General features: G+C 62.2%; 22 protein-coding genes. 10 read left to right on the top strand and 12 right to left on the bottom strand.

Annotated elements, in window-relative coordinates; all coding sequences use genetic code 11:
• Positions 1-72: 72 nt before the first annotated feature.
• Positions 73-489, bottom strand: a complete 417-nt coding sequence (locus HWX53_RS18515) for a MarR family winged helix-turn-helix transcriptional regulator (protein WP_175943997.1) — start codon at positions 487-489, stop codon at positions 73-75.
• A gap of 454 nt (positions 490-943) precedes the next feature.
• On the opposite strand from HWX53_RS18515, the gene HWX53_RS18510 reads away from it, so the two are divergent.
• The 5 genes from HWX53_RS18510 to HWX53_RS18490 are packed head-to-tail and all read left to right on the top strand — an operon-like array spanning position 944 to position 6,970.
• Positions 944-1,495 carry a DUF4396 domain-containing protein gene (locus HWX53_RS18510; protein WP_244140176.1) on the top strand — a complete coding sequence of 184 codons (552 nt, stop codon included), beginning with the start codon at positions 944-946 and terminating at the stop codon, positions 1,493-1,495.
• A 29-nt stretch (positions 1,496-1,524) separates the two neighbouring features.
• Positions 1,525-2,556, top strand: a complete 1,032-nt coding sequence (coxB, locus tag HWX53_RS18505; RefSeq protein ID WP_241270076.1) for a cytochrome c oxidase subunit II — start codon at positions 1,525-1,527, stop codon at positions 2,554-2,556.
• A 10-nt stretch (positions 2,557-2,566) separates the two neighbouring features.
• Complete coding sequence (gene ctaD / locus HWX53_RS18500; RefSeq protein WP_175943488.1) at positions 2,567-5,167, top strand: cytochrome c oxidase subunit I; 2,601 nt, start codon at positions 2,567-2,569, stop codon at positions 5,165-5,167.
• Positions 5,167-5,634: a hypothetical protein gene (locus HWX53_RS18495; protein ID WP_175943486.1), complete on the top strand. Its 468-nt coding sequence runs from the start codon at positions 5,167-5,169 to the stop codon at positions 5,632-5,634. Before ctaD ends, HWX53_RS18495 begins: the two co-directional genes overlap by 1 nt.
• 1 nt (position 5,635) lies before the next feature.
• Positions 5,636-6,970, top strand: a complete 1,335-nt coding sequence (locus tag HWX53_RS18490; RefSeq protein WP_175943484.1) for a cytochrome c — start codon at positions 5,636-5,638, stop codon at positions 6,968-6,970.
• Positions 6,971-7,038: 68 nt separating this feature from the next.
• Here HWX53_RS18490 and HWX53_RS18485 read toward each other — a convergent pair whose 3' ends face one another.
• From HWX53_RS18485 to HWX53_RS18450, 8 genes are all read right to left on the bottom strand, one after another.
• Positions 7,039-9,318, bottom strand: a complete 2,280-nt coding sequence (locus HWX53_RS18485; protein ID WP_175943482.1) for an FdhF/YdeP family oxidoreductase — start codon at positions 9,316-9,318, stop codon at positions 7,039-7,041.
• 94 nt (positions 9,319-9,412) lie between these two features.
• Positions 9,413-9,904 (bottom strand): YetF domain-containing protein, encoded by a 492-nt coding sequence (locus tag HWX53_RS18480; protein WP_175943480.1) that lies wholly within the window; start codon positions 9,902-9,904, stop codon positions 9,413-9,415.
• A gap of 6 nt (positions 9,905-9,910) precedes the next feature.
• Positions 9,911-11,587: a GMC family oxidoreductase gene (locus tag HWX53_RS18475; RefSeq protein WP_175943478.1), complete on the bottom strand. Its 1,677-nt coding sequence runs from the start codon at positions 11,585-11,587 to the stop codon at positions 9,911-9,913.
• The gene (locus HWX53_RS18470; RefSeq protein ID WP_175943476.1) at positions 11,556-12,203 is read right to left on the bottom strand and encodes a gluconate 2-dehydrogenase subunit 3 family protein; all 648 of its coding nucleotides are present in this window, start codon (positions 12,201-12,203) and stop codon (positions 11,556-11,558) included. The genes HWX53_RS18475 and HWX53_RS18470 overlap by 32 nt, the downstream gene beginning before the upstream one ends.
• Positions 12,200-13,114 (bottom strand): hypothetical protein, encoded by a 915-nt coding sequence (locus HWX53_RS18465; RefSeq protein ID WP_175943474.1) that lies wholly within the window; start codon positions 13,112-13,114, stop codon positions 12,200-12,202. Before HWX53_RS18465 ends, HWX53_RS18470 begins: the two co-directional genes overlap by 4 nt.
• Before the next feature lie 23 nt (positions 13,115-13,137).
• Positions 13,138-14,244, bottom strand: a complete 1,107-nt coding sequence (locus HWX53_RS18460) for an enolase C-terminal domain-like protein (protein ID WP_175943472.1) — start codon at positions 14,242-14,244, stop codon at positions 13,138-13,140.
• A 13-nt stretch (positions 14,245-14,257) separates the two neighbouring features.
• Positions 14,258-16,057: a thiamine pyrophosphate-requiring protein gene (locus tag HWX53_RS18455; RefSeq protein WP_175943470.1), complete on the bottom strand. Its 1,800-nt coding sequence runs from the start codon at positions 16,055-16,057 to the stop codon at positions 14,258-14,260.
• Between the two features lie 561 nt (positions 16,058-16,618).
• Positions 16,619-16,894, bottom strand: a complete 276-nt coding sequence (locus HWX53_RS18450) for a hypothetical protein (protein ID WP_175942485.1) — start codon at positions 16,892-16,894, stop codon at positions 16,619-16,621.
• Between the two features lie 85 nt (positions 16,895-16,979).
• On the opposite strand from HWX53_RS18450, the gene HWX53_RS18445 reads away from it, so the two are divergent.
• The 4 genes from HWX53_RS18445 (at position 16,980) to HWX53_RS18430 (ending at position 20,453) form a co-directional block, all read left to right on the top strand.
• Positions 16,980-17,279, top strand: a complete 300-nt coding sequence (locus HWX53_RS18445) for a hypothetical protein (RefSeq protein WP_175943469.1) — start codon at positions 16,980-16,982, stop codon at positions 17,277-17,279.
• Between the two features lie 176 nt (positions 17,280-17,455).
• Entirely contained in the window at positions 17,456-19,195 is a 1,740-nt protein-coding gene (locus tag HWX53_RS18440) for a PQQ-binding-like beta-propeller repeat protein (protein ID WP_175943467.1), read from the top strand.
• Positions 19,196-19,206: 11 nt separating this feature from the next.
• The gene (locus HWX53_RS18435; protein WP_175943465.1) at positions 19,207-19,800 is read left to right on the top strand and encodes a c-type cytochrome; all 594 of its coding nucleotides are present in this window, start codon (positions 19,207-19,209) and stop codon (positions 19,798-19,800) included.
• Positions 19,801-19,850: 50 nt separating this feature from the next.
• A complete protein-coding gene (locus HWX53_RS18430) occupies positions 19,851-20,453 on the top strand; it encodes an ankyrin repeat domain-containing protein (protein WP_244140199.1) in 603 nt (200 codons plus the stop codon).
• A gap of 9 nt (positions 20,454-20,462) precedes the next feature.
• Here HWX53_RS18430 and HWX53_RS18425 read toward each other — a convergent pair whose 3' ends face one another.
• Positions 20,463-21,587 (bottom strand): VIT1/CCC1 transporter family protein, encoded by a 1,125-nt coding sequence (locus HWX53_RS18425; protein ID WP_175943463.1) that lies wholly within the window; start codon positions 21,585-21,587, stop codon positions 20,463-20,465.
• A 279-nt stretch (positions 21,588-21,866) separates the two neighbouring features.
• Between HWX53_RS18425 and HWX53_RS18420 the strand changes: the two genes are divergently transcribed.
• Positions 21,867-22,466 carry a cytochrome b gene (locus HWX53_RS18420; protein ID WP_175943461.1) on the top strand — a complete coding sequence of 200 codons (600 nt, stop codon included), beginning with the start codon at positions 21,867-21,869 and terminating at the stop codon, positions 22,464-22,466.
• Positions 22,467-22,487: 21 nt separating this feature from the next.
• On the opposite strand, the gene HWX53_RS18415 is transcribed toward HWX53_RS18420, so the two are convergent.
• Positions 22,488-22,835 carry a multidrug efflux SMR transporter gene (locus HWX53_RS18415; RefSeq protein ID WP_175943459.1) on the bottom strand — a complete coding sequence of 116 codons (348 nt, stop codon included), beginning with the start codon at positions 22,833-22,835 and terminating at the stop codon, positions 22,488-22,490.
• 118 nt (positions 22,836-22,953) lie between these two features.
• Entirely contained in the window at positions 22,954-23,910 is a 957-nt protein-coding gene (locus HWX53_RS18410) for a choline ABC transporter substrate-binding protein (RefSeq protein WP_175943457.1), read from the bottom strand.
• Between the last annotated feature and the right edge of the window lie 31 nt (positions 23,911-23,941).

The following is a 23,941-nucleotide window of genomic DNA, read 5'->3' as shown; positions in this document are numbered from 1 at the left end:
GTGCCAATAGGTCACGCGATGCCGTTTTGTCGTGGGCGGAGTCGCTCATGCGCAGACGACGCCATGGAAGCATCAAACACTGTTTGCCAGCCAGCCGAAGGTTTGCATCTCGGTGAGATGCATGGCAGCGAGCTTCAACAAGCATCGCTCGCCTTTGGGCGTTAAATGCACTTCCACTTGACGCCGATCACTCTCTCCCGGCTTTCGGACGACGAGTCCTGCGCGCTCGCACCGGCTTACCAGTGCGGCCGTGCCGTTGGGCGCGGCCTGAAGGCGTTCGGCCAGTTCACCGACGCTCGCCCACGTCCGTCCCGGCATGCCGCGCACATGCAGAAGGAGTTGATACTGGAGAGGCGTGATGCCGGCCGCGTGAGTGATTTCTTCGGAGTAGCGAAGGAACTTGCGGAGCTGATAGCGGAAATTCGAAAGCGATTCGAGATCCGTCTTGCTCGGCAGGCCCTTGGTCCCGCGGTTATTCGGTTGCTTCATTTTCTGCGCACGGATCTTCGGTTCGGTGGGTCGGTAAATGCATTGCGTTTCGGCCGGACGTGCCATTCATGGTAGCAGATGCATCCGGGCATGCTAGCGGCCTGAAGTCGCGCGGGGCGGCGCTCAGGAACAATTTGCAATCGGCATGAAAAAAGCACAATGTGATACAAATCGATGCTCGATGCGGTCTCTGGCGTATGACGGATCGCCCGGGCCGCGTGCGCGGAAGATCACCCGGAATGCGGCTTGCTTGGTGCAAGCCCCCAGATGAGTCCCTTTTCTCGATCAGCTTTCAAAGGCGTGCGAGCGCGAGCAGGTCGACCGTGAACACCGCAGGAGAACCGAGATGCCGGCACACTGGTCGGTCGTGATGCCAACGGCATGGCTGGCGTTATCGGTGCTTTCCGCATGTGCAGTGGTGGTCGACATAGCAATGCTCGGACATCGGCAACCAATGGCGATCATGTCCGTGGTATGGCCGTTGACGATGCTGTACTGGGGCCCAATAGGCTTGGTTTTCTATTTCGCGTTCGGGCGCGCGACGCCCGGCGCAAAGCAGCGCGAAGCGCCGATGTGGCAAGCCACATTTCTGGGCGCGACGCATTGCGGCGCAGGTTGCGCGTTGGGAGATTTCATTGGGGAATGGCTCGCCTTTCTGCTTGCCTTCAGCATCGCGGGCTCGGAACTGATCGGGCGGCTCGCGCTGGCGTTCGTGCTGGCTTACCTGATCGGCGTGGCTTTCCAGTATTTCTCGATCGCGCCGATGCGAGGCCTTGGCTTTCGCGATGGCGTGATTGCGGCAGTCAAGGCGGACACGCTTTCTCTCGTTGCGTACGAGGTGGGCATGTTCGGCGTGATGATCGCTTTCGCGAAGCCTGCCACGCCGCTCGAGCCGACTGACTCAGCGTACTGGGTGCGCATGCAACTTGCGATGGTGGCGGGCTTCCTGACGACATACCCGGTCAACTACTGGCTCATCCGGCGAGGCATCAAGGAGAAGATGTGATCTGTGTGCGTCGGTTTTTCGTATCTATCTTGCGAACGGGGCTGGCGCTCGCGGTCTCGCTTCGTCAGATCACGGCATCTGCGAACGAGGCAGCGCCCGACACATCCGATTCACTCACGAGCGGACCGACGCCGCTTGCCTATTTCCTCCACAGCAGGGGACCGGCGGCGCATCCCGTCCTGCATCTGGACTGGGTGCTGACGGCCATATGCAGTCTTGTCTGCATCATCATCGCGGTGATGCTGCTGATAGCGACCTTCCGTCATCGCAAGAAAGAAGATCACCGTGCGCTCGGCAAGGGTGGCGGCCTGAGTTTTATCTATGTCGGCACGGCCATATCGACTGTGGCGTTGTTCGGCATCGCCATCTACATGCTGACGGTGCTGGCCGAGGTCGCCGATCCGCCCAGAACGCCGGCTCTTACTGTCACGGTCACCGCCTACGACTGGTGGTGGAAAGTGGACTACGGACAGGGCCCGAGCGCCTTCACGACCGCCAACGAACTGCATATTCCGGTGGGCGTGCCGGTGCTCGTGCTGCTAAAGAGTGCAGACGTCATTCATGCGTTCTGGGTGCCGCAATTGTCCGGCAAGACGCAGACCATACCCGGCAACACCAACCGTCAGTGGATACAGGCCGACAAGCCCGGCATTTTTCGCGGCCAGTGCACGCAGTACTGCGGCGTGCAACATGCTCACATGGCATTCGAAGTCTATGCGCAGCCGCAAGCCGACTATGACCGATGGTACGCCGCGCAGCAGCGCACGGTAGCCGCGCCGGCCACGACGCAGGCCGTGCACGGCAGGAAGCTCTTCGAGGAACGCTGCGCGGGCTGCCACGCGGTGCGTGGAAGCAACGCGGCCGGCGTGCAGGCGCCCGATCTCACGCATGTGCTGTCGCGCCGGCTATTGGCGGCGGGCACGGTCGTCAATACGCCGGAGAATCTGATGGACTGGATTCAGCATGCGCAGGAAATCAAGCCCGGCACGCTCATGCCCGACATGAAGCTTTCGCCCGTTGAATCAGGCGAGCTGTCGGCATACCTCGCTACTCTCAGGTAAGGACAAGACGATGGCCGTGACAGGGGATCGAAGCGCCGGGCACTCGCACCGCGTCGCGTTCAGACGCGAGCCGGAGTTCGGCAGCGTCCCGAAAGGATCGGAAGCCGAGAAGCGGCTGCTCGATCTATGGGAAGGCGAATCGGGATGGCGCGGCTTCATCACGACAGTCGATCACAAGAAGATCGGCCTGCGCTATATCGTGACCGCGTTCGTGTTTCTGCTGTTGGGCGGCGTCGAGGCGCTCATCATGCGCTTGCAACTCGCGCGGCCGAACGAGACGCTCGTCACGCCGGGACAGTTCGCCGAGCTGTTCACGATGCACGGCATCACGATGATCTTTCTCTACGCGCTGCCGGTGCTGAGCGGCTTCGCGAATTTTCTCTGGCCGCTCATGCTGGGCTCGCGCGACATGGCGTTCCCGCGGCTTAACGCGCTTTCGTATTGGGTCTTTCTCTTTGCGGGCATCTTTCTCTATTGCAGCTTTCCGCTCGGCGAAGCGCCCAATGCGGGCTGGTTCAACTATGTGCCGCTTTCGTCGCTCGAATACAGCCGTGGAATAAACATCGACGTCTATTCGCTCGGCATGGTGTTGCTCGGCATTTCGACGACCGTGGGCGCAGTGAATTTCGTGGTCACGCTCTTTCGCATGCGCGCGGTGGGCATGTCGGTGGACCGGCTGCCGATCATCGTATGGGGCACGCTGACCATTTCCTTCGCGAACCTCTTTGCCGTGCCGTCCGTGAGTCTCGCGTTCTTCCTGTTATGGATGGACCGCAACATCGGCACGCATTTCTTCGACGTCGCGAGCGACGGCAGGCCGCTGCTCTGGCAGCACCTCTTCTGGATGTTCGCGCATCCGTGGGTGTATGTCGTGGTGCTGCCTGCGATGGGCATCGTCTCGGATGCATTGCCCACGTTTTGTCGGCGTCCGCTCGTCGGTTACGCGGCAGTGGCCATGTCCACGGTCGCGACGATGATCATCGGATTCGAAGTGTGGATTCATCACATGTTCGCGACCGGCATTCCGCCCCTTGCGCTGGCCTTTTTCGGCGCGGCGAGCGTGCTCATTACGATTCCGAGCGCGGTCGCCGTCTTCGCGTGGATCGCGACGATCTGGACAGGGCGCCCCGTGTTCTCCACGCCGTTCCTCTATTTCGCGAGCTTCGTGCTGATGTTCGTGATCGGCGGCGTCTCGGGCGTGATGACCGCAGCGGTGCCGCTCGACTGGCAACTCACTGATACTTACTTCGTCGTCGCGCATCTTCATTACGTGCTGCTCGGCATCAACGTGTTCCCGGTATTCGGCGGCATTACTTATTGGTTCCCGAAATTCACCGGGCGTCTGATGAGCGAGCGCTGGGGCAAGATCGCGTTCTGGATCATTCTCGTCGGCTTCAATGTCGGCTTCTTTCCGATGCATATATCCGGGCTGCTCGGCATGCCCCGGCGCATTTATACGTATCCGGAAGGCATGGGATGGGATACCTCCAATCTCATTACGACGATCGGCTCGTTTATCTTCGCAATTGGCATAGGCATCTTTTTAGTCAATGCACTCGTCTCGGCGAAGCGAGGAAAGAAGGCGCCGCAGAACCCCTGGGATGCGCCGGGCCTCGAATGGTCGACCGATTCGCCGCCCGCGGCCTACAACTTCGCGGTGCTGCCGATTGTCGAGTCGCGGCATCCCATGTGGGAAGATCGCTTGCAACCCGAAGGGCGGCAGTCGAGCCTGAAGTCCGGTTATCTATTGCATCAGGGACGCGAGGCGCTCGGCGTGCATCCGTTCAACGGCAAGCCCGACGCGATACTCAAGATGCCGGAGGACGCATGGTCGCCATTCCTGCTGGCTCTTTTCGCTGCGCTTTGTTTCGCGGCGCTGCTGCTGCGGTCGCCGTGGTTCACTGCTCTCATGGTCGCGGGGTGCGGTGCGACGCTAGTGGCGTGGATGTGGCCGCGCCGCTCGCTCGGGCAACGTGAACCGCCGACGCCTGAAGAAACCATTCCGGCGCAGGCCGCGAAAAAGAAGGACGTGCTGCCAGTCGGAAGCACGGGCGAGCATTCGGGCGGATGGTGGGGCGTGCTCGCGCTGGTCGCCACCGAAGCGAGTCTCTTCGGCTATCTCATCTTCTGCTATTTCTATTCGCAGTCGCAAACCACGTTGCCGTGGCCGCCCGAGGGCATGCCGAAGATCGGCACCGGCGCGATGAGTACCGGCGTGCTTATCATGAGTAGCGTGCTGGCGTGGATGTCGGAGCGAACGCTGAAGAAGGGCAAGCGCTGGCCGGCATTCGCGTGGATGCTCGGCGCCATTGCCCTCGGCTGCGTGTTCTCCGGCATGCAGTTGAAGGAATGGCACGACCATCCCTACGGCATCACGGCGCATCTCTATGGCTCGCTGTATTTCACGATCACCGGCTTTCACATGGCGCACGTCATGGTCGGCATCGTGATTCTCGTGTTGCTTGCCGTGTGGATCGCGCTCGGCTATTTCGACGAGGAACGCAATGCACCGATGCGTATCGGCGGCCTGTACTGGCACTTCGTCGACGTAGTGTGGCTCTTCATCTTCACGTCGCTCTACGTGACGCCTTTCTGGATGCGGGGTCACTGATGCAAACGTCCGCGCTGCCCGAGCAGCATCTCACGAAAGAAGAAAAGCGACGTCTCGTCGTCTGCGCGTGCGCGGGCTTTTTCCTCTCGCCAGGCGCGTGGCTGCTGCAGGTGATGATCTCCGAGACGATCTCGGCGCAGGCCTGCTATGCCGAGTCGATTCGCCGTGCGGAGCCGGTTTTCAGGCATTTTCATGCGTGGCTGTACGGTACCTCGGCTGCGGCTGTGATCGTGTCGCTTGTCTGCGCGAGCATGGCGGTCTACGGCTTTCGCTTCTTGCAGAAGAAAGAGCAGCAGGCCAAAGCGAGCGCTTCTTCGTCGGATAAGCCTTCGCGCTTCGAAGAACAGTTGGCCCGCAAGCGCTTCATTGCGCTGTGCAGTGCGTTGATCGGCTGTCTCTTCGTCCTCGCGCTGGTCTTCACCATTCTGGCCGAAGTGTTCCTCGATTCCTGCAATCAATGGCATTGAAATGAACGCGACGAGTTTGAAAAATCACATCGCCGCTGCACTGATGTCAGTCGTGCTCGCCACCCTGGGCGCATGCAGTGGCCGGGCGAACGACAATCTTCCCGACAACGTCACGGCGCAGTCGCCGATGACCAGCTCGCCGCAATTGATCGCTCGCGGCGAATATCTCGCGAAAGCGGGCGATTGCAGCGCGTGTCACGACGCGGCCGATCACACGCCGCTTGCAGGGGGCATGCCGGTGAACTCTCCCTTCGGCCCGATCTATTCGAGCAACATCACGCCGGACCCGACCTTGGGTATCGGACGCTATACGTTGAAGGAGTTCTCGGACGCGATTCGCTATGGAAAGCGCCGCGACGGCAAGCGGCTTTATCCGGCCATGCCGTATCCGTCGCTCGCCAACATGACGGATGACGACGTGACCGCGCTCTATGCTTATCTGATGCACGGCGTGAAGCCGAGCGCGAAGCGCGCGCCGGAAACGCATCTGCCTTTTCCGTTCAATCAGCGATGGGGCATGTTGTTCTGGAGCTGGGCATTTGGGAATCGCGACCAGTACGAGCCCGATCCGAAGCGCAGCGCACAATGGAATCGCGGCGCGTACCTGGTGCAGGGATTGGGGCATTGCGGCGCGTGCCATACGCCGCGCGGTCCTGCTTATAACGAGCTCGGCTACAGTGAGAAGTCGCCGTGGTATCTCACGAGCGGCGTCAACGATCACTGGCTTGCACCCAACCTAACCGGCGATCCGGGCAGCGGATTAGGGCGCTGGACTGCGCAGGACATCGTCGATTTCCTGCGTACAGGTCACGGCGCAGGCGCGATTGCTTTCGGGGCCATGGCGCCGGTCATCGGGGACAGCACGCAGTACATGACCGATGCCGACCTGCATGCGATCGCAACTTATCTGAAGTCACTGCCTCCTCAGCAGACCTACGGCAGTTACGCCAACAACGAGCATGCGAAGGTACAGACGGCGCGCAGCATTCAGACCGGCGAAGTGGAGCGTCCGGGCGCGGGCGTCTATCTATCGTTCTGCGCGCGCTGTCATCAGGCGGACGGCAAAGGTCAGCCGGGCAAGGTGGCAGCGCTCGCCGGCAACCCGCTCGTGCTGGCGGAAGATCCGACATCGGTCATGCGCATCGTGATCGAGGGCAGCAAGAGCCCGGAGACGGAGACAGGGCCTGCGCCGCAAAAGATGCCGGGCTTTCATGGCCAACTGACGAGCGCTCAGATCGCTCAGGTCGTCAGCTTCATTCGTGGCACATGGGGCAATCACGCGGCGCCGGTCTCGGACCGCGAGGTGGAGCGCCTTCGCTCGAAGATCCATCAATGAGAAGCGGCCCGTGTGCGTGGTGACGCACGCGGGCCGCTCAGATCAGCGACGCCTGAATCAAACCTGATTCAAACAATACGCACCGGAATCGACTTCGCGCCCGGCACCTTGCTTTCCTCGGCGTAATGCCATAGCGGCAGCAACACATTGCACTCCGGGTAATAGCCGCCGATGCAGCCTTCGGGAATCGCATACGCCTTGATCTTCAGCCCCGACAGCCGGCGGTCGATGCCGTCGTCTGCAATGGTCTGCAAGGTGATTTCCTGGCCTTCCTTCAGATGATGCTTCGTGATGTCGGCCTCGTTCATCAGGATAACCATGCGGGAATCCTTCACGCCTCTGAACCGGTCGTCGAGGTTATAGATGGTCGTGTTGAACTGGCTGTCGCTGCGCAAGGTCATGAGCCGCAATGCCTCCGGCGCCTTCTCGGGCATGTCAGGGTCCTCGACGAGCGAGTTCGGCGTCATGAATTCCGCTTTGCCCGACTTCGTTTGCCACACGCGTTCGCAAGCGGGTAGCGGCCGATGAAAGCCGCCCGGCTCCCACATGCGTTCGTTGAAGTCATGGAACGTCTCGGGATACGTCGTCGCAATCTCGTTTCGGACGAGCGAATAGTCGTCGCTCCACGCGTCCCAATCGACTGTCGAACGCGAGCCGAGCGTCGCCTTCGCGATGCCCGCGACGATGAATTGCTCGGCTCGCGCTTTCTCGCTTGCCGGTTCGGTCACGCCCTTCGAGCCGTGCATGCAGCCCGTGCTGTCTTCCATCGAGACCGCCTGATCGCCCAGTCGCGTGCGATGAAACTCGATACGGCTCAGGCACGGCAGCACATACGATATCTCGCCATGCACGAGGTGACTGCGGTTGAGCTTCGTGGCCACGTTGATCGTGAGGCGCAGGTTCGACCACGCGGGCTCCGTCTGCAACCGGTCCGGCACCGAACGCACGAGATTGCCGCCGAGATTGAAGACCGCCTTCACTTTGCCCTTCACCATCGCCTCGAATGCTTCGACGGTATTCATGCCTTTCTTTCGCGGCGGCTCGAACGAGAACTGCTTCGCGAGCTGATCGAGCGGCGCAAGTTCAGGCTTCTCCGTGATGCCGACCGTACGCTGCCCCTGCACGTTGGAGTGGCCGCGTATCGGCGAAGGCCCAGCACCCGGCTTACCGACGTTGCCGCGCAGAAAGAGGAGGTTGCATAGCATGCGTACGTTCTGCACGCCGAGCCTGTGCTGCGTGAGGCCCATGCCGTAGTGCGCCATCACGGCCTTCGCTTTCATGTACTCATTGGCCGCTTCGAGCAGCGCGGAGCGCGGCAGTCCGCTGATTCGTTCGATTTCGCTCCATTCGGTCTGACGCGCGCAGGCCGCGAATTCTTCGAAGCCGGTCGTGTGTTCCTCGATGAACGCGACATCGAGCACGCGTTCCGTGCCTTCGGCCTGTGCGCGGTCATCGGCCTCGATCACTGCCTTGCAGATGCCGAGAATGGCAGCCGTATCGCCGCCGGTCTTCAACTGATGATATTGCGTGCTGATCTGCGTTTCCTTGGGCGTCAGCATCTCCACGGGCGACTGAGGATTCGCGAAGGAGACGAGACCCGGCTCGCGAAGCGGATTGAACGTGATGATCGGCACGCCGCGTTTGCGCGCGTCCTGCAACTGGTGCAGCATGCGCGGGCTATTCGTGCCGACGTTCTGGCCGAAGAAGAACATGAGATCCGTCTTCTCGAAGTCTTCGAGCGTGATGGTCCCGACGCCGACACCGATCGCTTCCTTCAGACCGACGCTCGAACTCTCGTGACACATGTTCGAGCTATCCGGCAAATTGTTGCAGCCGTACATGCGCGCGAAAAGCTGGTACATGTATGCAGTTTCGAGCGAGGCGCGCCCTGACGCGTAGAAGACGACGGTCTCCGGGTCCAGCGCGTTCAGCTCCTTGCCGATCTCGTCGAACGCCTGCTGCCAGGTGACTTCCGTGTACTTGTCCGTGGCTGCGTCGTAGCGCATGGGCGCGGTCAGACGTCCTGCTTCTTCGAGATCGTGATCGTGCCAGTTGAGCAATTGCTTAACGGTGTGCAGTTCGAAGAACTCGGGCGTCATTCGCTTGGCGGTCGTATCCCACGCAGTGGCCTTCGCGCCGCTTTCGCAGAATTCGAACGTATGCGGATCCGCGGGCTTCGCCCATGAGCAGCTCACGCACATGAAGCCGTCGGGCTTGTTCTGCTTGAGCAGGATCGCGCTGTCCTTGATCGGCACTTTCTCCTGCATGAGGATCGTGGCGACCGCTTTCATCGATCCCCACCCGCCAGAAGCGAAAGGATACGATGGGTTCTTGGCTTCTTTGCTCATCTGCGCGCTCCTGGGGGGACCAATATCACGTCGTGACATAAGCAAGCGTCGTTCCGCATCGCGGTCCGCGCAAGCCGTTCGCATTCGTCTTCTACTACTTCGTTTTCTGCTTCGACACGCTGATCTTTCCGCTGGGTTCGAGCGTGATTTTCTGCACGTCTTTCACGTCGTCGACGCCGTTCTCGCTCAGCGCCTCGTTGATGTCATTCTCGGACACGCCGTATCGCATGAGTGCTTTTTCGCATGGCTTGCCCTGCCAGAACAACGTAATGGGACTGCCCTCCGCAATGAACGTCCACAGCCGGTAGCGCGAGGCAAGATGGGCGACCACCCAGTGCGCCGCGATCATGAACGCCGTTGCGACGAGCGTGCCGGTGAGCGGCGCGTTTCCGGTGACGGCCCGGCTCAAGTTGGACCCGACGATGATCGCCACCACGATGTCGAGCGCCGCCCATCGTCCGAAGATTCTGCGCCCGGCGACTCGCACGAGAAACAATCCCCAGCAAAACACGATCGCCGCCCGGGCGCATTCCTGTAGCACCGTGACGTGTCCCTGCGTGCCGAAGATGTCCTTGAGCAGATCCATTGTCGTCTACAGTTCGCCGCGTGCCGCAAGCGCCTCGATCCTGTCGGCGGTGCGCATGGCGATGGCCTGTATCGTCAACGACGGGTTCACGCCGCCGACTGTCGGAAACACCGAGCCGTCGCATATCCAGAGATTGTCGATGTCCCAGCTTCGGCAGTCCGCGTTGACGACGCTCGTCGCGGGATCGTTGCCCATGCGCGCGGTGCCGTTCAGATGGCACGTGTCGTCCGTTTCGCGCCAGACATCGCGCGCGCCGGCCGCTTCGAGCGCGACACTCATGAAGTCGAGCGAATGCGCGACGAGGCGCTTGTCGTTATCGCACAGCGAATAGGTCACGCGCGCGACCGGCAAACCGTACTGGTCTTTTTCATCGGCGAGCGTCACGCGGTTGCGCTCTTGCGGCATGGTCTCGCCGACGATCTTCAACCCCGCTTGATGGTTGTACTTCTGCATTTCGTCGAGCAACTGTTGGCCCCAGAGCCCACGCCCGTTCTGCACCGACGCCCACGCGACGGGCAACGGGCCCTGACTCATGTAGCAATAGCCGCCGAAAAAGTCCTTGCCCTTGTCCTCGTAATTCCAGTGCTCGGTGAGCGCAAGCGAAGGCGGGCCCTTGTACCAGCGCACTTCTTCTTCCATCGTTCCCCAGACGGCCTGATTCATCTGCACCATGAGGTTCTTGCCGACGAGGCCGGAGCTGTTCGCGAGACCATCGGGATAACGGTCCGTGGCGGACATCAAGAGCAGGCGCGGCGTTTCGATCGCATAGCCCGCCACCACGACGTTGCGCGCGCGCTGGAACTGCCATTGTCCTTCGCGCATGTATTCGACGCCGGTCGCGCGTCCGTCGTCGCCCATCACGATACGCCCGACCATCGCGAGGTCGCGAATCTCCGCGCCTGCGCGCACGGCCCGCGGTATCCACGTGACGAGCGCGCTCTGCTTCGCGTTGGTGGCGCAACCCGACACGCAGAAGCCGCGATACACGCACGGATGCGCCTCGCCGCGCGGCGCGGACACGGTGGCGAGCGGCGTAGGCGACCAGTCGATGCCGAGCGCCTCGCAGCCGCGCGCGAGCACGAGCCCGGCTGCGTTCAGTTCGTGCGGCCGATACGGATAGCGCGGACGTTTCGGTCCCCACGGATAGTTCACCGGTCCCGCGATCTTCAGCGCGTCTTCCACCTGCGCGTAGTAGTGCCACATCTCGCGCCAGTCCACCGGCCAGTCCGCGCCGTAGCCGAGCAGCGTGCGCGACTTGAACCACTCCGGCCGAAAGCGCAGCGACACCATGGCGAAGTGGACGGTGCTGCCGCCAACCGCCTTGCCGCTGTTGTTGTTGCCGAGCTTGAGCGGGTTTTCGCCGTCGCAGATGCGGTCGTCGGTCCAGAAGAGCTTGCCCTGATGCGTCTCGTCGGATGCGAATTCTTCGAGCGGACGCCACCACGCGCCGGCATCGAACGCGACTACTTTGAAGCCTTTCTCCGCGAGACGACATGCGAGCGTGCCGCCGCCCGCGCCCGTGCCGACGATCGCGAAATCGACCGCTTCGTCTTGCGGATATTCGCGCATCGGAACCCATGCGCCGGAGTGGAATACGTCGGGCGCGCGCCCGTTTTTGCCGCGCGGAAAGTGCTCGGCGTCCTTCGGCGATTCAGCGGACACGGGCGTTCTCCTTGCGTGCATCGTCTTCGTGGCCGGGCTTTGCTTCGGCGGCTTCCCACGGATCGCGGCGGTTGGCCACCATGCGCACGTAGCCGCGTGGATTGGCCGGCCCGCCGAAGCCGATCTCGCTCCATGCGTGCGGATGCGCGTAATACATCCCGCAGATGTCGTGCAGCACGCGATCCGCGAAGAAGACAGCGGGCGGCATGCCTTGCCACTCGGCGCGGTCGAGCTTGCCGTGCTGCATGTCGTCGATCAGCGCGTGTTGCGCGTCATCGTCGATGCTCGCGAACGGCAATTCATGGCGCGCGCGGCTTTCGGCATCGAGCGCATGCAGGCCGATGCGCCAGGCATCGCGCATCGGCGGCAGGCGCGCGTCGCGATAGCCGTCGCCGGTGTTCTCGGCCAAGCGCGCATCGACGAGCGAAGCCACCGGCACAGCGGGCCGCTCGCGGTCCTGCGGCACGATGCACGCGCACAACGCACAGAGCGCGCGCCATTCGACGGCATCGAAGAATCGCGGGCCGTGCGGCGTGGCGAGCCGCTTGTCGATGACCTGGCGCGTCACGTCGTCCCACGAGGGCGTGTCGCGCTTGTTCATCACGTCGTAGGCGGGATAGCGGGGCAGCGTGGTCATTTTTCGGTCTCCCGCAGTCGAAGCGCGGCGAGCCCCGCGAGCGCGAGCGCGGAGAAACTCGGCGGCGCGGGCAGCGGCGGCCCGTTGAACAGGTTCTGACTCCAGTTGCGCCAGCCGCCGCGATTGCGCGCGACGCCGCGTGCATGAAAGCCGACGCCGATGAAGCCGAGCGCCGTCGTGATGCGCAGCCATAGCCGCGTGAGCGGGCGTTCGCGCGGCGCGGCGAGCGCGGTATTGAGAAGCAGGGCGGAGGCGACCGGCGGAATGACGATCGGCGCATACATGACCGGGTTCTGGAACGAGCCGCGAAAATGCAGCAGCGCGACTTCGCCGAGCGTGCCGACGAGCCCCGCGCTCGTGACGAGCGCGAGCGCCTGTCCGGCCGGCATGCCGAAAAGACGCGGCTCGTGCGCGGGCTCGTCGCGCAATCGTTCGGACACCGCGCCGAGCGCGCCGGAAAGCAGAAGCGCCGTGGGCGCGCCGATGGGCGCGGCATAGAAGAGGTTGTGCCAGCTCCATCCGCCGGGACGCTTCGTGATGTTGTACAGATGGAACCCGGTCCCCGCGATGCCCGCGAGCGCCGCGCCGATATACACCGAATCGCGCACGGGATGCCGTGCTGGCTCGCGGTCGGATCCACCGTGCAGTCCGGCGAGCAGCGAAAGCGTCGAGACGACGAGCGGCGTGTACATGGCCGGGTTGTCGAAGGAGCCGCGATAGTGCTCCATCGCGCTATCCGCGAGGACGGAAAGGGCGAGCAGCGCCGAGCTATGGTTGAACGTGCGCGCCGTGTCGATGTGCGTCTGCTTTTTCGAGCGATGCATTTCGCGACCGCCGAGCCGCGCGATGGCGAGTCCCGCCGCCGCGACGCCGCAGCCGATGGCGATGTCGATCATTCTGGTTTGCGTCATGTTGAAGTCGAATGCCGTTCGTTCTAAACCGCATACCGGTGCGCGTCCGCATGCCTGAAATCGAGCCCGCAGCCCGGCCGCGACCAGTCCGGCGCAATGGCGCCTTCGTGGGCGCGCGGGGCGCCGTCGAACAGCATCGACTCGATGCGAACGTGATCGTGAAACCATTCCTGATGCCGCAAGCGAGGCGCGGCGCAGGCCGCGTGCAGATGCAGCGCGGGGGCGCAATGCGCCGACAGCGGCACATGAAAGGCATCGCACAGCGCGGCCACGCGCAAGAAGCCCGTGACGCCGCCGCAGCGCGTGAGATCGGCTTGCAGCACATCGACGGCTTGATGCGCGAGCAGCGCGCCGAAGTCGTCGAGCGTGTAGCCGTATTCGCCCGCAGCCAGTTCCATGTGCGCGGGCAGCGCGTCTCTCAGCAACGCGAGGCCCGTGATATCGTCCGACGACACCGGCTCTTCGAACCATTCCACGCCGTATTGCGCGAACTGCTCGGCGTAGAAGAGGGCCTGCTTGCGATCGAATGCGCCATTCGCATCAACGAAAAGGCCCGCTGCCTCCCCGATCGCTTCTCGTGCTACCGCCACGCGAAGCGGATCGCGCGAAGGCTCGGTGCCTATCTTGATCTTGACCCAGCGGCATCCGTCTTCGTGCACCCAGCCGCCGAGTTGCGCGCGGATTTCATCGTCCGTGTAGGTCGTGAATCCGCCGCTGCCGTAGATGGGAACGCGGTCGCGCATCGCGCCCAGCAAACGCGCGAGCGGCATGTCGAGCAGGCGCGCCTTCACATCCCAAAGCGCGCAGTCCAGCGCGGAGATGGCGCAGGCCGCGAGCCCCGAACGCCCGATGTTGCGCACGCGCTGCTGCATGCGCAGCCAGAGCGCGTCGATATTCCACGCGTCTTCGCCGGCGAGCGTCGGCGCGAGCGTCGCTTCGACGAGCTTCGCCGCGCTCGCATCGTTATACGTGTAGCCGAGGCCCGTCTTGCCCGCCGCGCTGACCTCGGCGACGACGAGCGTCGTCGCGTTCCACGCATAGGTGCCGTCTGCTTCGGGACGATCGGTCGGGATCGTATAGGCGCGTGCTCGAATGGCTTCGATCGGCGCTTCGCGTTTGGTCAGATGCATGGCGCGGCCCCGTCTACTCGTCCTTGTGCCCCGGCAGCACCGCGCCCAACACCTGTTTCGCCGTATCGACGATGATGCTGCGTTCATTCGGATCGCCTTCGAAGAGCGTCGTCGCGAAGGCCTTCGCCTGTTGCAGCGTGATGTGCGGCGGTAGCGGCGCGATGTTCGGGTCCGCCTTCACTTCGATCACGACAGGCCGGTCCGATGCCAGCGCGTCGTCCCACACGGCGGCCATGCGCTCGGCGTCGTCCACATAGAAGCCGCGCAAGCCGATCAACTCCGCGAAGCGGTGATACGGCACGGACGGAATGTTCTGCGATGCTTCGAACTTCGGGTCGCCGTTCATCACGCGTTGCTCCCACGTGACCTGATTCAGGTCTTCGTTGTTGAGCACCATGCAGATCCAGCGCGGATCGGACCACTGTTTCCAGTACTTCGCTACCGTGATGAGCTCGGCCATGTTGTTCATCTGCATGGCGCCATCGCCGACGAGCGCGATCACGGGCCGCTCCGGATGCGCGAACTTCGCCGCGATCGCATACGGCACCGCCGCGCCCATCGAAGCCAGGCCGCCGGACAGCGAGCACATCATGCCACGCTTGACCTTCAGATCACGCGCATACCAATTTGCACAGGACCCCGAATCACTTGTGACGATGGCGTTGGCCGGCACGCGCGGCGACAGTTCCCACACCGTGCGCTGCGGGTTCACGCCTGTCGTCGCCGGCTCCAGCGCGCGCTTTTCGAGCTTTTTCCACCAATCGGCCATCCAGCCTTCGATACTTTCGCGCCATGCACGATCCGTCTTGTGTTGCAGCATCGGCAAGAGCGCGCGCAACGTTTCGGCGCTATCGCCGACGAGGTTCACTTCCATCGGATAGCGGATGGAGAGCATGTCCGCCTTCAGGTCGATCTGCACGCCGCGCGCCGCGCCTTCCTTCGGCAGGAACTCCGAGTACGGAAAGCCCGAGCCAATCATGAGCAGCGTGTCGCATTCGGTCATCATCTTGTAGCTCGGCTCCGTGCCGAGCAGACCGATGGAGCCGGTCACGAAGGGAAGATCGTCGGGCAGCGCGGCCTTGCCGAGCAGCGCCTTCGCAACCCCCGCGCCGAGCTTTTCGGCGACGGCGATGACTTCGTCCGTGGCTTGCAGCGCGCCTGCGCCGACAAGGATCGCGACCTTCTTGCCCGCGTTGAGGACGTCGGCGGCGCGTTGCAGATCGTCGGCGTAGGGCACCGTTTTCGGCGCGCGATAGCCGACGCCCGAATGCACCGTGCCGTGCTTGCGGCCGGGCGGTTCGTAGTCGAGGTCTTGCAGATCGTTCGGCAGGATAAGCGCCGTCACCCTGCGTTCGCCGAGCGCGGTGCGGATCGCGCGATCGACCAGATGCCGAATCTGGGAAGGCACGCTCGCCTGCTGCACGAAGGCGCCCGCGACGTCCTTGAACATCGCGGACAGATCGAGCTCTTGCTGATAGTGACCGCCGAGCGATGCGCGCGCCTGTTGTCCGGCGATGGCGAGCACCGGCATGTGATCAAGGCGGGCATCGTAGAGACCGGTGAGCAGGTGCGAGGCGCCCGGTCCCGAAGTCGCGATGCACACGCCGAGTTCGCCCGTGAACTTCGCGTGCGCGGAGGCCATGAAGGCGGCCATTTCCTCGTGGCGCGCCTGAATGAATTCGATCTTTCCGTTGGCGCGGTTCAGCGCGCCGAACACGCCGTTGATGCCGTCGCCGGGATAGCCGTAAATGCGGCGCACGCCCCAGGCGTAGAGGCGGTCGACAAGGAAGTCACCCACCGTCGGGCTCGTCATGTGATTCTCCGGGATAAGGATGCGATCGGTGTCACCTTACGTCGAGATTCGCCGGTGCGATGACGCGGTGACAGGGTTGGTGTCTAGCATGACGCAACGAACGTGCCGTTGGCGCGTGAGGCTACCGAACGCGATTCACCGACGAGCACGGCGCGCGAGGATTCATCCGTTTGTGCATTGGACAGAAGAGGCGCCATTCTCTTCTTGATTCACACCGCGAGGATCGGAACAGGCCGGTGTGCGCCTTTTCAAAACGTTGAAAATTCGTCACAGTGTGATATATCCGGCACGGCAGCTTTAAGGCGTAAAGGCGTCACCGGCTGAAGCGTCGTGAAAGACTTTTGACGGCAGCGAGCGCATTCAAACGTAATTTGAAGCGTGCAGACATTCGCTCGACGCGCCGTAGCGATGGACGTCTGCGATAGGTGTGTTGAGGAGGCGAGCGACTACGATTTATCGACTGGTCAGAATCGGCAAGCGTTGAGACATTCCATTTCAAGAACGAGCGTTCGAAAACGCGGTTACGCATTGCCTTCTCACAGCGGTGACGCAACGTCGAACTCACTGCCGCTTCGCTGCCTCCTTCTTGAGCTTCTTCGCTTGCTTCTTTTCTTTTGGCGTTTTGGTAGCGGCTTTTTTCTGTGCCTTCTTGGCATCCTGCGTTTTGCTCATGATGTCCTCGCGGTGTTGGCGTATTCGATCAGTGTACGACGCGATGCGCTCGCGCATCACAGCAACGACACGCCGCGACGCGCTTTCGTCAGACACGTCCCGCACGCCGCGCGCCGTGTTGCGGGTCGGGGAAACACCATGCTCGACGCGCCGCCAATGATGCATACTTGATCCGGCCGATTGCGACACTGCGACTTACGAACCGCATCGGCAAGTAAAAGCGTGCCCCGACTCACTCTGGGAGACTGCAATGAAACCGCTCTTGTTGAAGGCGTGTCTATGCGCGCTTACGCTGGGTTTTTCTGGGCTCGCGTACGCAGCAGGAACCGGCGATGCAGCGACTTCCGTCGATACGGGCAAGGCGAGCGGTCGCGTCAGCGGGCAGGGATCAGCAGGCGGCATGCAGCCCGCCACGCCCGGCGGCACCGCCGACACTTCAGCAGGCAACGCGCGTCCGGCCGCGCAAGGCTCGGCAGGCGGCATGCAGCCGGTGACGCCTGGCACCAGTCAAGGCACCGGTGACGGAAAGGCCAAAGCGGGAACCGAATAGCCAGTCTTTAGAGCGATCTCCGCAAAGAGCGCCACCGCGCTCTGCGGATCATCGCGTTCTGGAAGTAGCTCGTTAAATTGCCTATGCTTTCTCCGGGTTCCGGGCGATTCAAGAGGCCGTTCACCGCCGGCACCCCCGACCTACACGCGAAGAACGAAAACGAATAGGGAGACGTCATGACAGGCTATTCCCGCGTTTTGCTTGGTTCGATAGCAGTCTGCATCGGCGCTTGGGGAACATCGACAGCGCTTCCCGCCCGCGCGGCGGACGAGATCCAGAACACCAACACGACGGAATCCGCGCCCGTTCCTGCTTCGTTACGGCCCATATCGCAAGCGCAGCTCGATGCCGCCGCGAACGACAGCGCATCGTGGCTGCATTCAAACGGATCGTATTCCGAAACGCGCTATGCGCCGGCCAGTCAGATCAATCGCTCGAACGTGGCGAAGCTGAGGCCCGCTTTCATCTTCCAGACGGCCGTCATGGAGTCGATGGAAACGGCGCCGATCGTGTCCAACGGCGTCATGTTCCTAACGACGTCGTATAACCACGTCTATGCCATCGACGCCGTCACCGGCAAGGAGTTCTGGCATTACAAGCACAAGATGGGACCGGTGACGACCTTCTGCTGCGGGCCGAATAATCGCGGCGTCGCGATATCGGGCGACCGGCTCTATATGGGCACGCTCGACGCCAAGCTCGTCGCGCTCGACGCGAAGACGGGCAATCTCGTCTGGTCGTCGCAGATTGCGGACCCTGAAGACGGCTACTCCGAAACGATGGCGCCCGTCGTCGTGGACGGCAAAGTGCTGATCGGCACGAACGGCGGCGAGTACGGCATACGCGGCTTCGTGAAAGCATTCGACGCGAATTCAGGTCAACTGCTCTGGACGTTCTACACGATTCCCGATTCCGGCAGCGAAGGTGTCTGGGCCGAGAACGACGCGGTTGGCCGCAACATGAAGCGCGATATCGACGCGGAGAAGAAGACGCTCGCGGACAAAGGCCGGGACTTCGAAAAGACGCTCGGCGGCGGCGTGTGGATGGCGCCCGCGGTGGATCGCGCGACGCGCACTGTGTATTTCGTTGCCGGCAATCCCTCGCCGGACCTCTATGGCGCGATTCGTCCCGGCGACAATCTCTATACCGATTCGCTCGTCGCCATCGATCTCGATACGGGCAAGTACAAGTGGCACTACCAGTACATTGCGCATGACGTATGGGATCTCGATGCGGTCAGTCCACCCATTCTGATCGACGTGAAGGACAAGAACGGGCAGATGGTGCCCGCCATCATTCATGGCGGCAAGACAGGCTTCGTGTACGTGCATGATCGCCGCGACGGACACATCATTCGCATTTCCGAAGCGATGATCCCGCAAGAGGGCGTGTGGACGCTGCCGACTCCGACCGGCGCGCGCATGTTGCCCGGCGCGAACGGCGGTGTCGAATGGTCGCCCATGGCGTTCAATCCGCAGACGCGCATGGCCTATGCGGCGAACCTGCATCAGCCGATGACGTATCAGGTCGAAGACGCAGCGTATCCCGGCGGCAAGCTGTGGCTCGGCGGCGCGTTCAAGACCATTCCGGGCGAGCAGCAATGGGGCAGGCTCGTCGCGGTGAATGTCGATACAGGCAAGATCGCGTGGGGATACAAGACGGATCAGCCATTGATCGGCGGCGTGCTCGCGACCGCGGGCGGGCTCGTGTTCAACGGCGAGGGCAATGGCCTCTTCCGCGCGTTCGACGCCTCCACGGGCCGCAAGCTGTGGGAGTTCCAGTGCGGCGCGGGCGTGAATGCGCCGGCGGTGTCGTACATGGTGAACGGCAAGCAATACATCGCGGTCGCGGCGGGCGGCAACACGCAACTCGACTTCAAGCGCGGCAACAGTCTGCTGGTGTTTGCGTTGCCTTGAGCGTGTTGCAGATGATGATGCTCCTGAGGATGCACAAGACGGCCGCCATCGTCGCGTGCGTGGCGCTTTCGCTGCCTAGTCTCGCGCATGCCGATGCGCAGGCGGGCGCAGCGAAAGCCGCCGTGTGCGCGGCATGTCATGGCCAGAACGGCAATTCGACGAGCGGCGATTATCCGTCGCTCGCGGGGCAGTCGTCGCGCTATATCTTCCTGCAACTGCGTGACTTTAAGGCGGGCCGCCGCAGCGACCCGCGCATGTCGCCGATCGCGGCGAATCTTTCATCGGAAGACATGCATGATCTCGCCGACTACTTCGCCGCGCAGACGCTCGCGCCGACCGACTTCAAGGCGGACCCGGTGAAAGTGGAAGCAGGCAAGAAGAAGTCCGACGAAGTGCTCTGCACCATGTGTCATCTCGGCGGCTTCAAAGGGCAGAACGAGATACCGCGCGTGGCCGGCCAGCAGTATGCGTATATCGTGAAGCAGTTGCAGGACTTCCGCGAAAAGAAGCGCACGAACGATGCAGGCAACATGACGAGCGTGACGAAGAACCTGACCGACGCGGATATCGAGAATCTCGCGAACTACGTCGCCAATCTGCAATGATGCTGCGATTCACAGGCGCCTTTCTTCTGGCGTGCGCGGCGCTCACGGTCATGCCGCAAGCGCGCGCCGACACCGACGCATACGCGCTCAACGAACGGCTGCTCATCGCGACGCGCAATGGCGATGCGCAGGCCGTCGCGCAGATGCTCGATCAGGGCGCGAAGATCGATTCACGCAACCGCATCGGCGACACGCCACTTATCAGCGCATGCAAGCGAGGCATGACGCCGCTTGCGCGCATGCTGATCGAGCGCGGCGCGAATGTGAATCAGGCCGACGTGCAAGGCATTACGCCGATGATGGCGGCCGCGTTCGACGGCAACGATGAAATCGCGGCGCTGCTCATCGCGCATCATGCCGATACGGCAGCGACCGATCGCGTCGGCAAGACCGCAATGGAATACGCCGCGGGGCGCGGACAGACGGCGATTGTGCAGCGTCTGCTCGATGCGGGTGTCGATGTCAACGCCGCGTATCACAACCATCTGACCGCGCTCATGTGGGCAGCCGGCTACGATCAGGCGGCCACCGCATCGATGCTGCTCGCGCGCGGCGCGAATCGCGATCTGCGCGATGATCGCGGCAAGACGGCGCTCGATATCGCGGAAGAGACGCATTCGGTGCACGTGGCGGCGTTGCTCAGGGCGCAGTGAGGACAGGTTTCAGGAGACCGAGACCCCGAGCAGATGCCCGACGCCGAATGTGAAAGCAGCGGCGGCAAGTCCGATCACAATCTGACGCGCGGCGGAGAAGACGGTGCTTCGGCCATTGAAGAGAGACGTGAACATGCCGATGGCCGCGAGCGCTAGTATGCTCAGTGCGATGCATTGAACGATCGCAGGCCGTCCCGAGGACCACAGGAACGGCATCGCGGGAAATACGGCTCCCGCCGAGAACAGGCAGAACGATACGGCGGCAGCGGACCACGGATTGCCGCCGAGTTCGGCCGGGTCGAGGCCGAGTTCTTCGCGCGTGAGCGCATCGAGCGCCTTGTCTTTGTCGCGCATGATCTGTGACGCGACGCGGCTCGCTTCCTCGCCATCCAGACCCTTTGCCCGATAGATCATGCGAAGCTCATGCTCTTCGGCTTCCGGCGTGTGTTCGAGTTCGTCCGCTTCGCGTTGAATTTGTGTCCGGGCGAGCTCACGCGCGTTCGTGACCGACAGCCACTCGCCGAGCGCCATCGAACATGCGCCCGCGATGATGCCCGCCAGCGCAGTCAACAGAATGGCCCGGTTGGGCGCGCTCGCGCCGGCCACGCCCATGATGAGGCAGAAGTTGGACACGAGACCGTCGTTGGCGCCGAGCACTGCTGCGCGCAGATCGTTGCCCGATGAGACGCCTCGGTGCCACGACTCGGCATCGGCGATTTCAGCGCCTTTCGTCGCGGCTTTCTTGCCCTCATTCGCTAGCGACTGCACGACGTTCGCGTGACGGTGCTCGTCGGCTGACATCGTTGCCGTATCGGGATTGCCTGCGTATTTGTTTCGGTCGGCGAACTCCGATGCGGCAAGCGTCGGCAGCACGAAGCGCGCGCCGAACACATGAACCAGCCCCTGCATCAAGGCGGTTTTCAGCGCCGGTCCCGTGCGAGCGCGTTCGTGGTTGGCTCTGAGCTTGTCCGCCCACACTTGCGCGTGCTGCTTTTCAGAGGCCGCGAGTTCCGCGAAAATGCGCTTGCGGTCGGCTCGCACTTCGACGCGCGCGAGCGTCTCGTAGAGCGCCGCGCTGTGCAGTTCATCGGCAAGATTGGCGCGATACCGCTTCAATTCTTGTTTTGATGCCATGACGGTGTGCCTGCGGATCAGAAGCACAACTGTATCGCCAGCGCGCGACGCGGGCGCGAAAAGCCCTCAAGTGCGCGCTGACCAAGAATGCCAATGGTTTGCATTCGTGCGTGCAGCCACGGCGTTAAGCGAGCCTTAAGCAGCGGCGTAACAGACTCTGAGGCTCATTTGCGCAGTCGCGGAAGTTTCACAGCTTATCTGTTATCTTGCGATCCCGAGGGCGTCGCCGTCTGACGAACTCGCCAGCCTTCCCTTATTTCTTTGCCGAAACATTGAACGATGCAACGCAAGCAACCTTCGAATCCCGCCACGACGGCGACGCGAATCGCGGCCGGCGACGACAGAACCTCGTACGACCGCGTGTCCATCACGCTGCACTGGCTGACCGCCGTTCTCGTGCTGGCTCAGTTCATTCTCTCTCAGGTGTGGGGTTTCACGCCCCGGCCGACACGGCACCTTTTGATCGTGGCGCACATGTCCTTCGGCATCACGTTGTCGGCGGTGATCATTGCGCGGATATTGTGGCGCGTGTCGCCCGGACATCAGGCGCCCATTGCCTCGTCCGGATGGGCGGAACTCGCGGCCAAGGGCGTGCACTATCTGCTGTATGCGTTGCTGGTTTCCGAAGCCGTGCTGGGCTTCGTGTTGAGATGGTCGGCAGACGAGTCGATGAGCTTCTTCGGCCTTCTGATCCCGCCGCCGTTCGAACCGTTCAGCAAAGTGGCGCATCACAACATCGGCGAAGCGCACGAGTTCATCGGCTGGGCGATCATCGTGCTCGCGGCGGCGCATGCGGCCGCCGCGTTGTTCCATCACTGGGTCGTGCGCGATGCGGTATTGACGCGCATGCTGCCGGGGCTAAAGCGGCGTGACCTTTGAGCTATTTCAAATAGCCAACGCTCAATGCACGCTCGCCTTCGAAAAGACATTGATGATGACGACGCCCACTACGATCAGCGCAAGACCGAGAAAGGCGGCCGCGTCCAGCTTGTGATGGAACACGAAGATGCTGATGCACGAAATGAGCACGATGCCTAGCCCGCTCCAGATGGCGTAAGCCAGTCCGACGGGAATCGTCTTCAGCACAATAGAGAGAAAATAGAACGCGCCCAGATAAAGGCAAGCCATTGCGAACGTCGGGACGAGCTTGGTGAACTGTTCGGACCTCTGCAGGCAAGTCGTTGCGCCGATCTCGAGCAGTATCGCTACGAACAATGCGCTATAGGCCGACGCCTTTTCATGGGTCATGAGTTGCTCAGGGCTTGGTCGTCGGATGCAAGCTGCTGGCGAATCGAATCGCCAGCAGCACTCAGTGTTCTAGTCCGCAGTCGAACTGCCGCTTCTGGGCGATGAGTCTGTTCGCGTCTCAGTGGTTCGCCAGATACGCCTTGACCGCGGGCAGTCCCGGCTTTCCGTCGATCGTCGTCACGCCCGCAAGCCAGCCGTCGAGAATGGAAGGGTTGGCCTTCAGCCAATCGAGCGTGGCCTTGTTCGGGTCTTCCTTGTCCATGATGTGAGTCATGATCTGATTCTCCATCGCGGTACTGAAGCGAAGGTTCGAAAAGAGCTTCGCCGCATTCGGGCATCGCGTCGCATAGTCGGTCGGCTGTACGGTGTACACCTTCGCTTCACCGTAGTTCGGGCCGAACACATCATCGCCGCCCGACAGATAGTCGATCTTCATTCGCACGTTCATCGGATGCGGCTCCCAGCCGAGGAACACGATCCACTCTTTGTTCTGAATGGCCCGGTTCACCTGCACAAGCATGCCCGCCTCGCTGGATTCCACGAGCTTGAACTTGCCGAGGCCGAACTGATTGGCCTTTATCATCTTGTCGATGAGAATATTGGCGTCGTTGCCCGGCTCGATTCCATAGATCTTGTATTGCAGCTTGTCCGCGTTCTTCGCGATGTCGGAGAAGCTTTTGATACCCGCTTGATAAACATAGTCGGGAACGGCCAGCGTATATTTCGCGCCGGTGAGATTAGGCGGGTTCACGACCTTGACAGACCCGGACTTGACGAACGGCTCGATGACCGGGTCCATGGAAGGGGACCAATAGCCGAGAAAGGCGTCGATCTGTTTCGACTTCACGCCGGCGAACGTGATGGGAACCGAGGCGATCATCTTCGACGGCGCATAGCCTAAGCCCTGCAAGACGTTGGTCGTCAGCCCGGTCGTCGCGGCGATGTCGGTCCAGCCGATGTCGGCCATGCGAACAGTGCGGCAGCTTGCCGGATCCGCCGCCTGCGCATTCACGGCGAAGCTACTGGCGAAAGCAATTGCGAAGGTGCATGTCAATCCGGCTACGAAGTGTCTCATCGCTGCTCCATTCGAAAGATGTGAACGTGTG

This window comes from Caballeronia sp. BCC1704, from assembly GCF_902833455.1.
Classification (GTDB): domain Bacteria; phylum Pseudomonadota; class Gammaproteobacteria; order Burkholderiales; family Burkholderiaceae; genus Caballeronia.
Note: the sequence above shows the minus strand (reverse complement) of the source record. Positions and strands in the feature narration are given on the sequence as shown.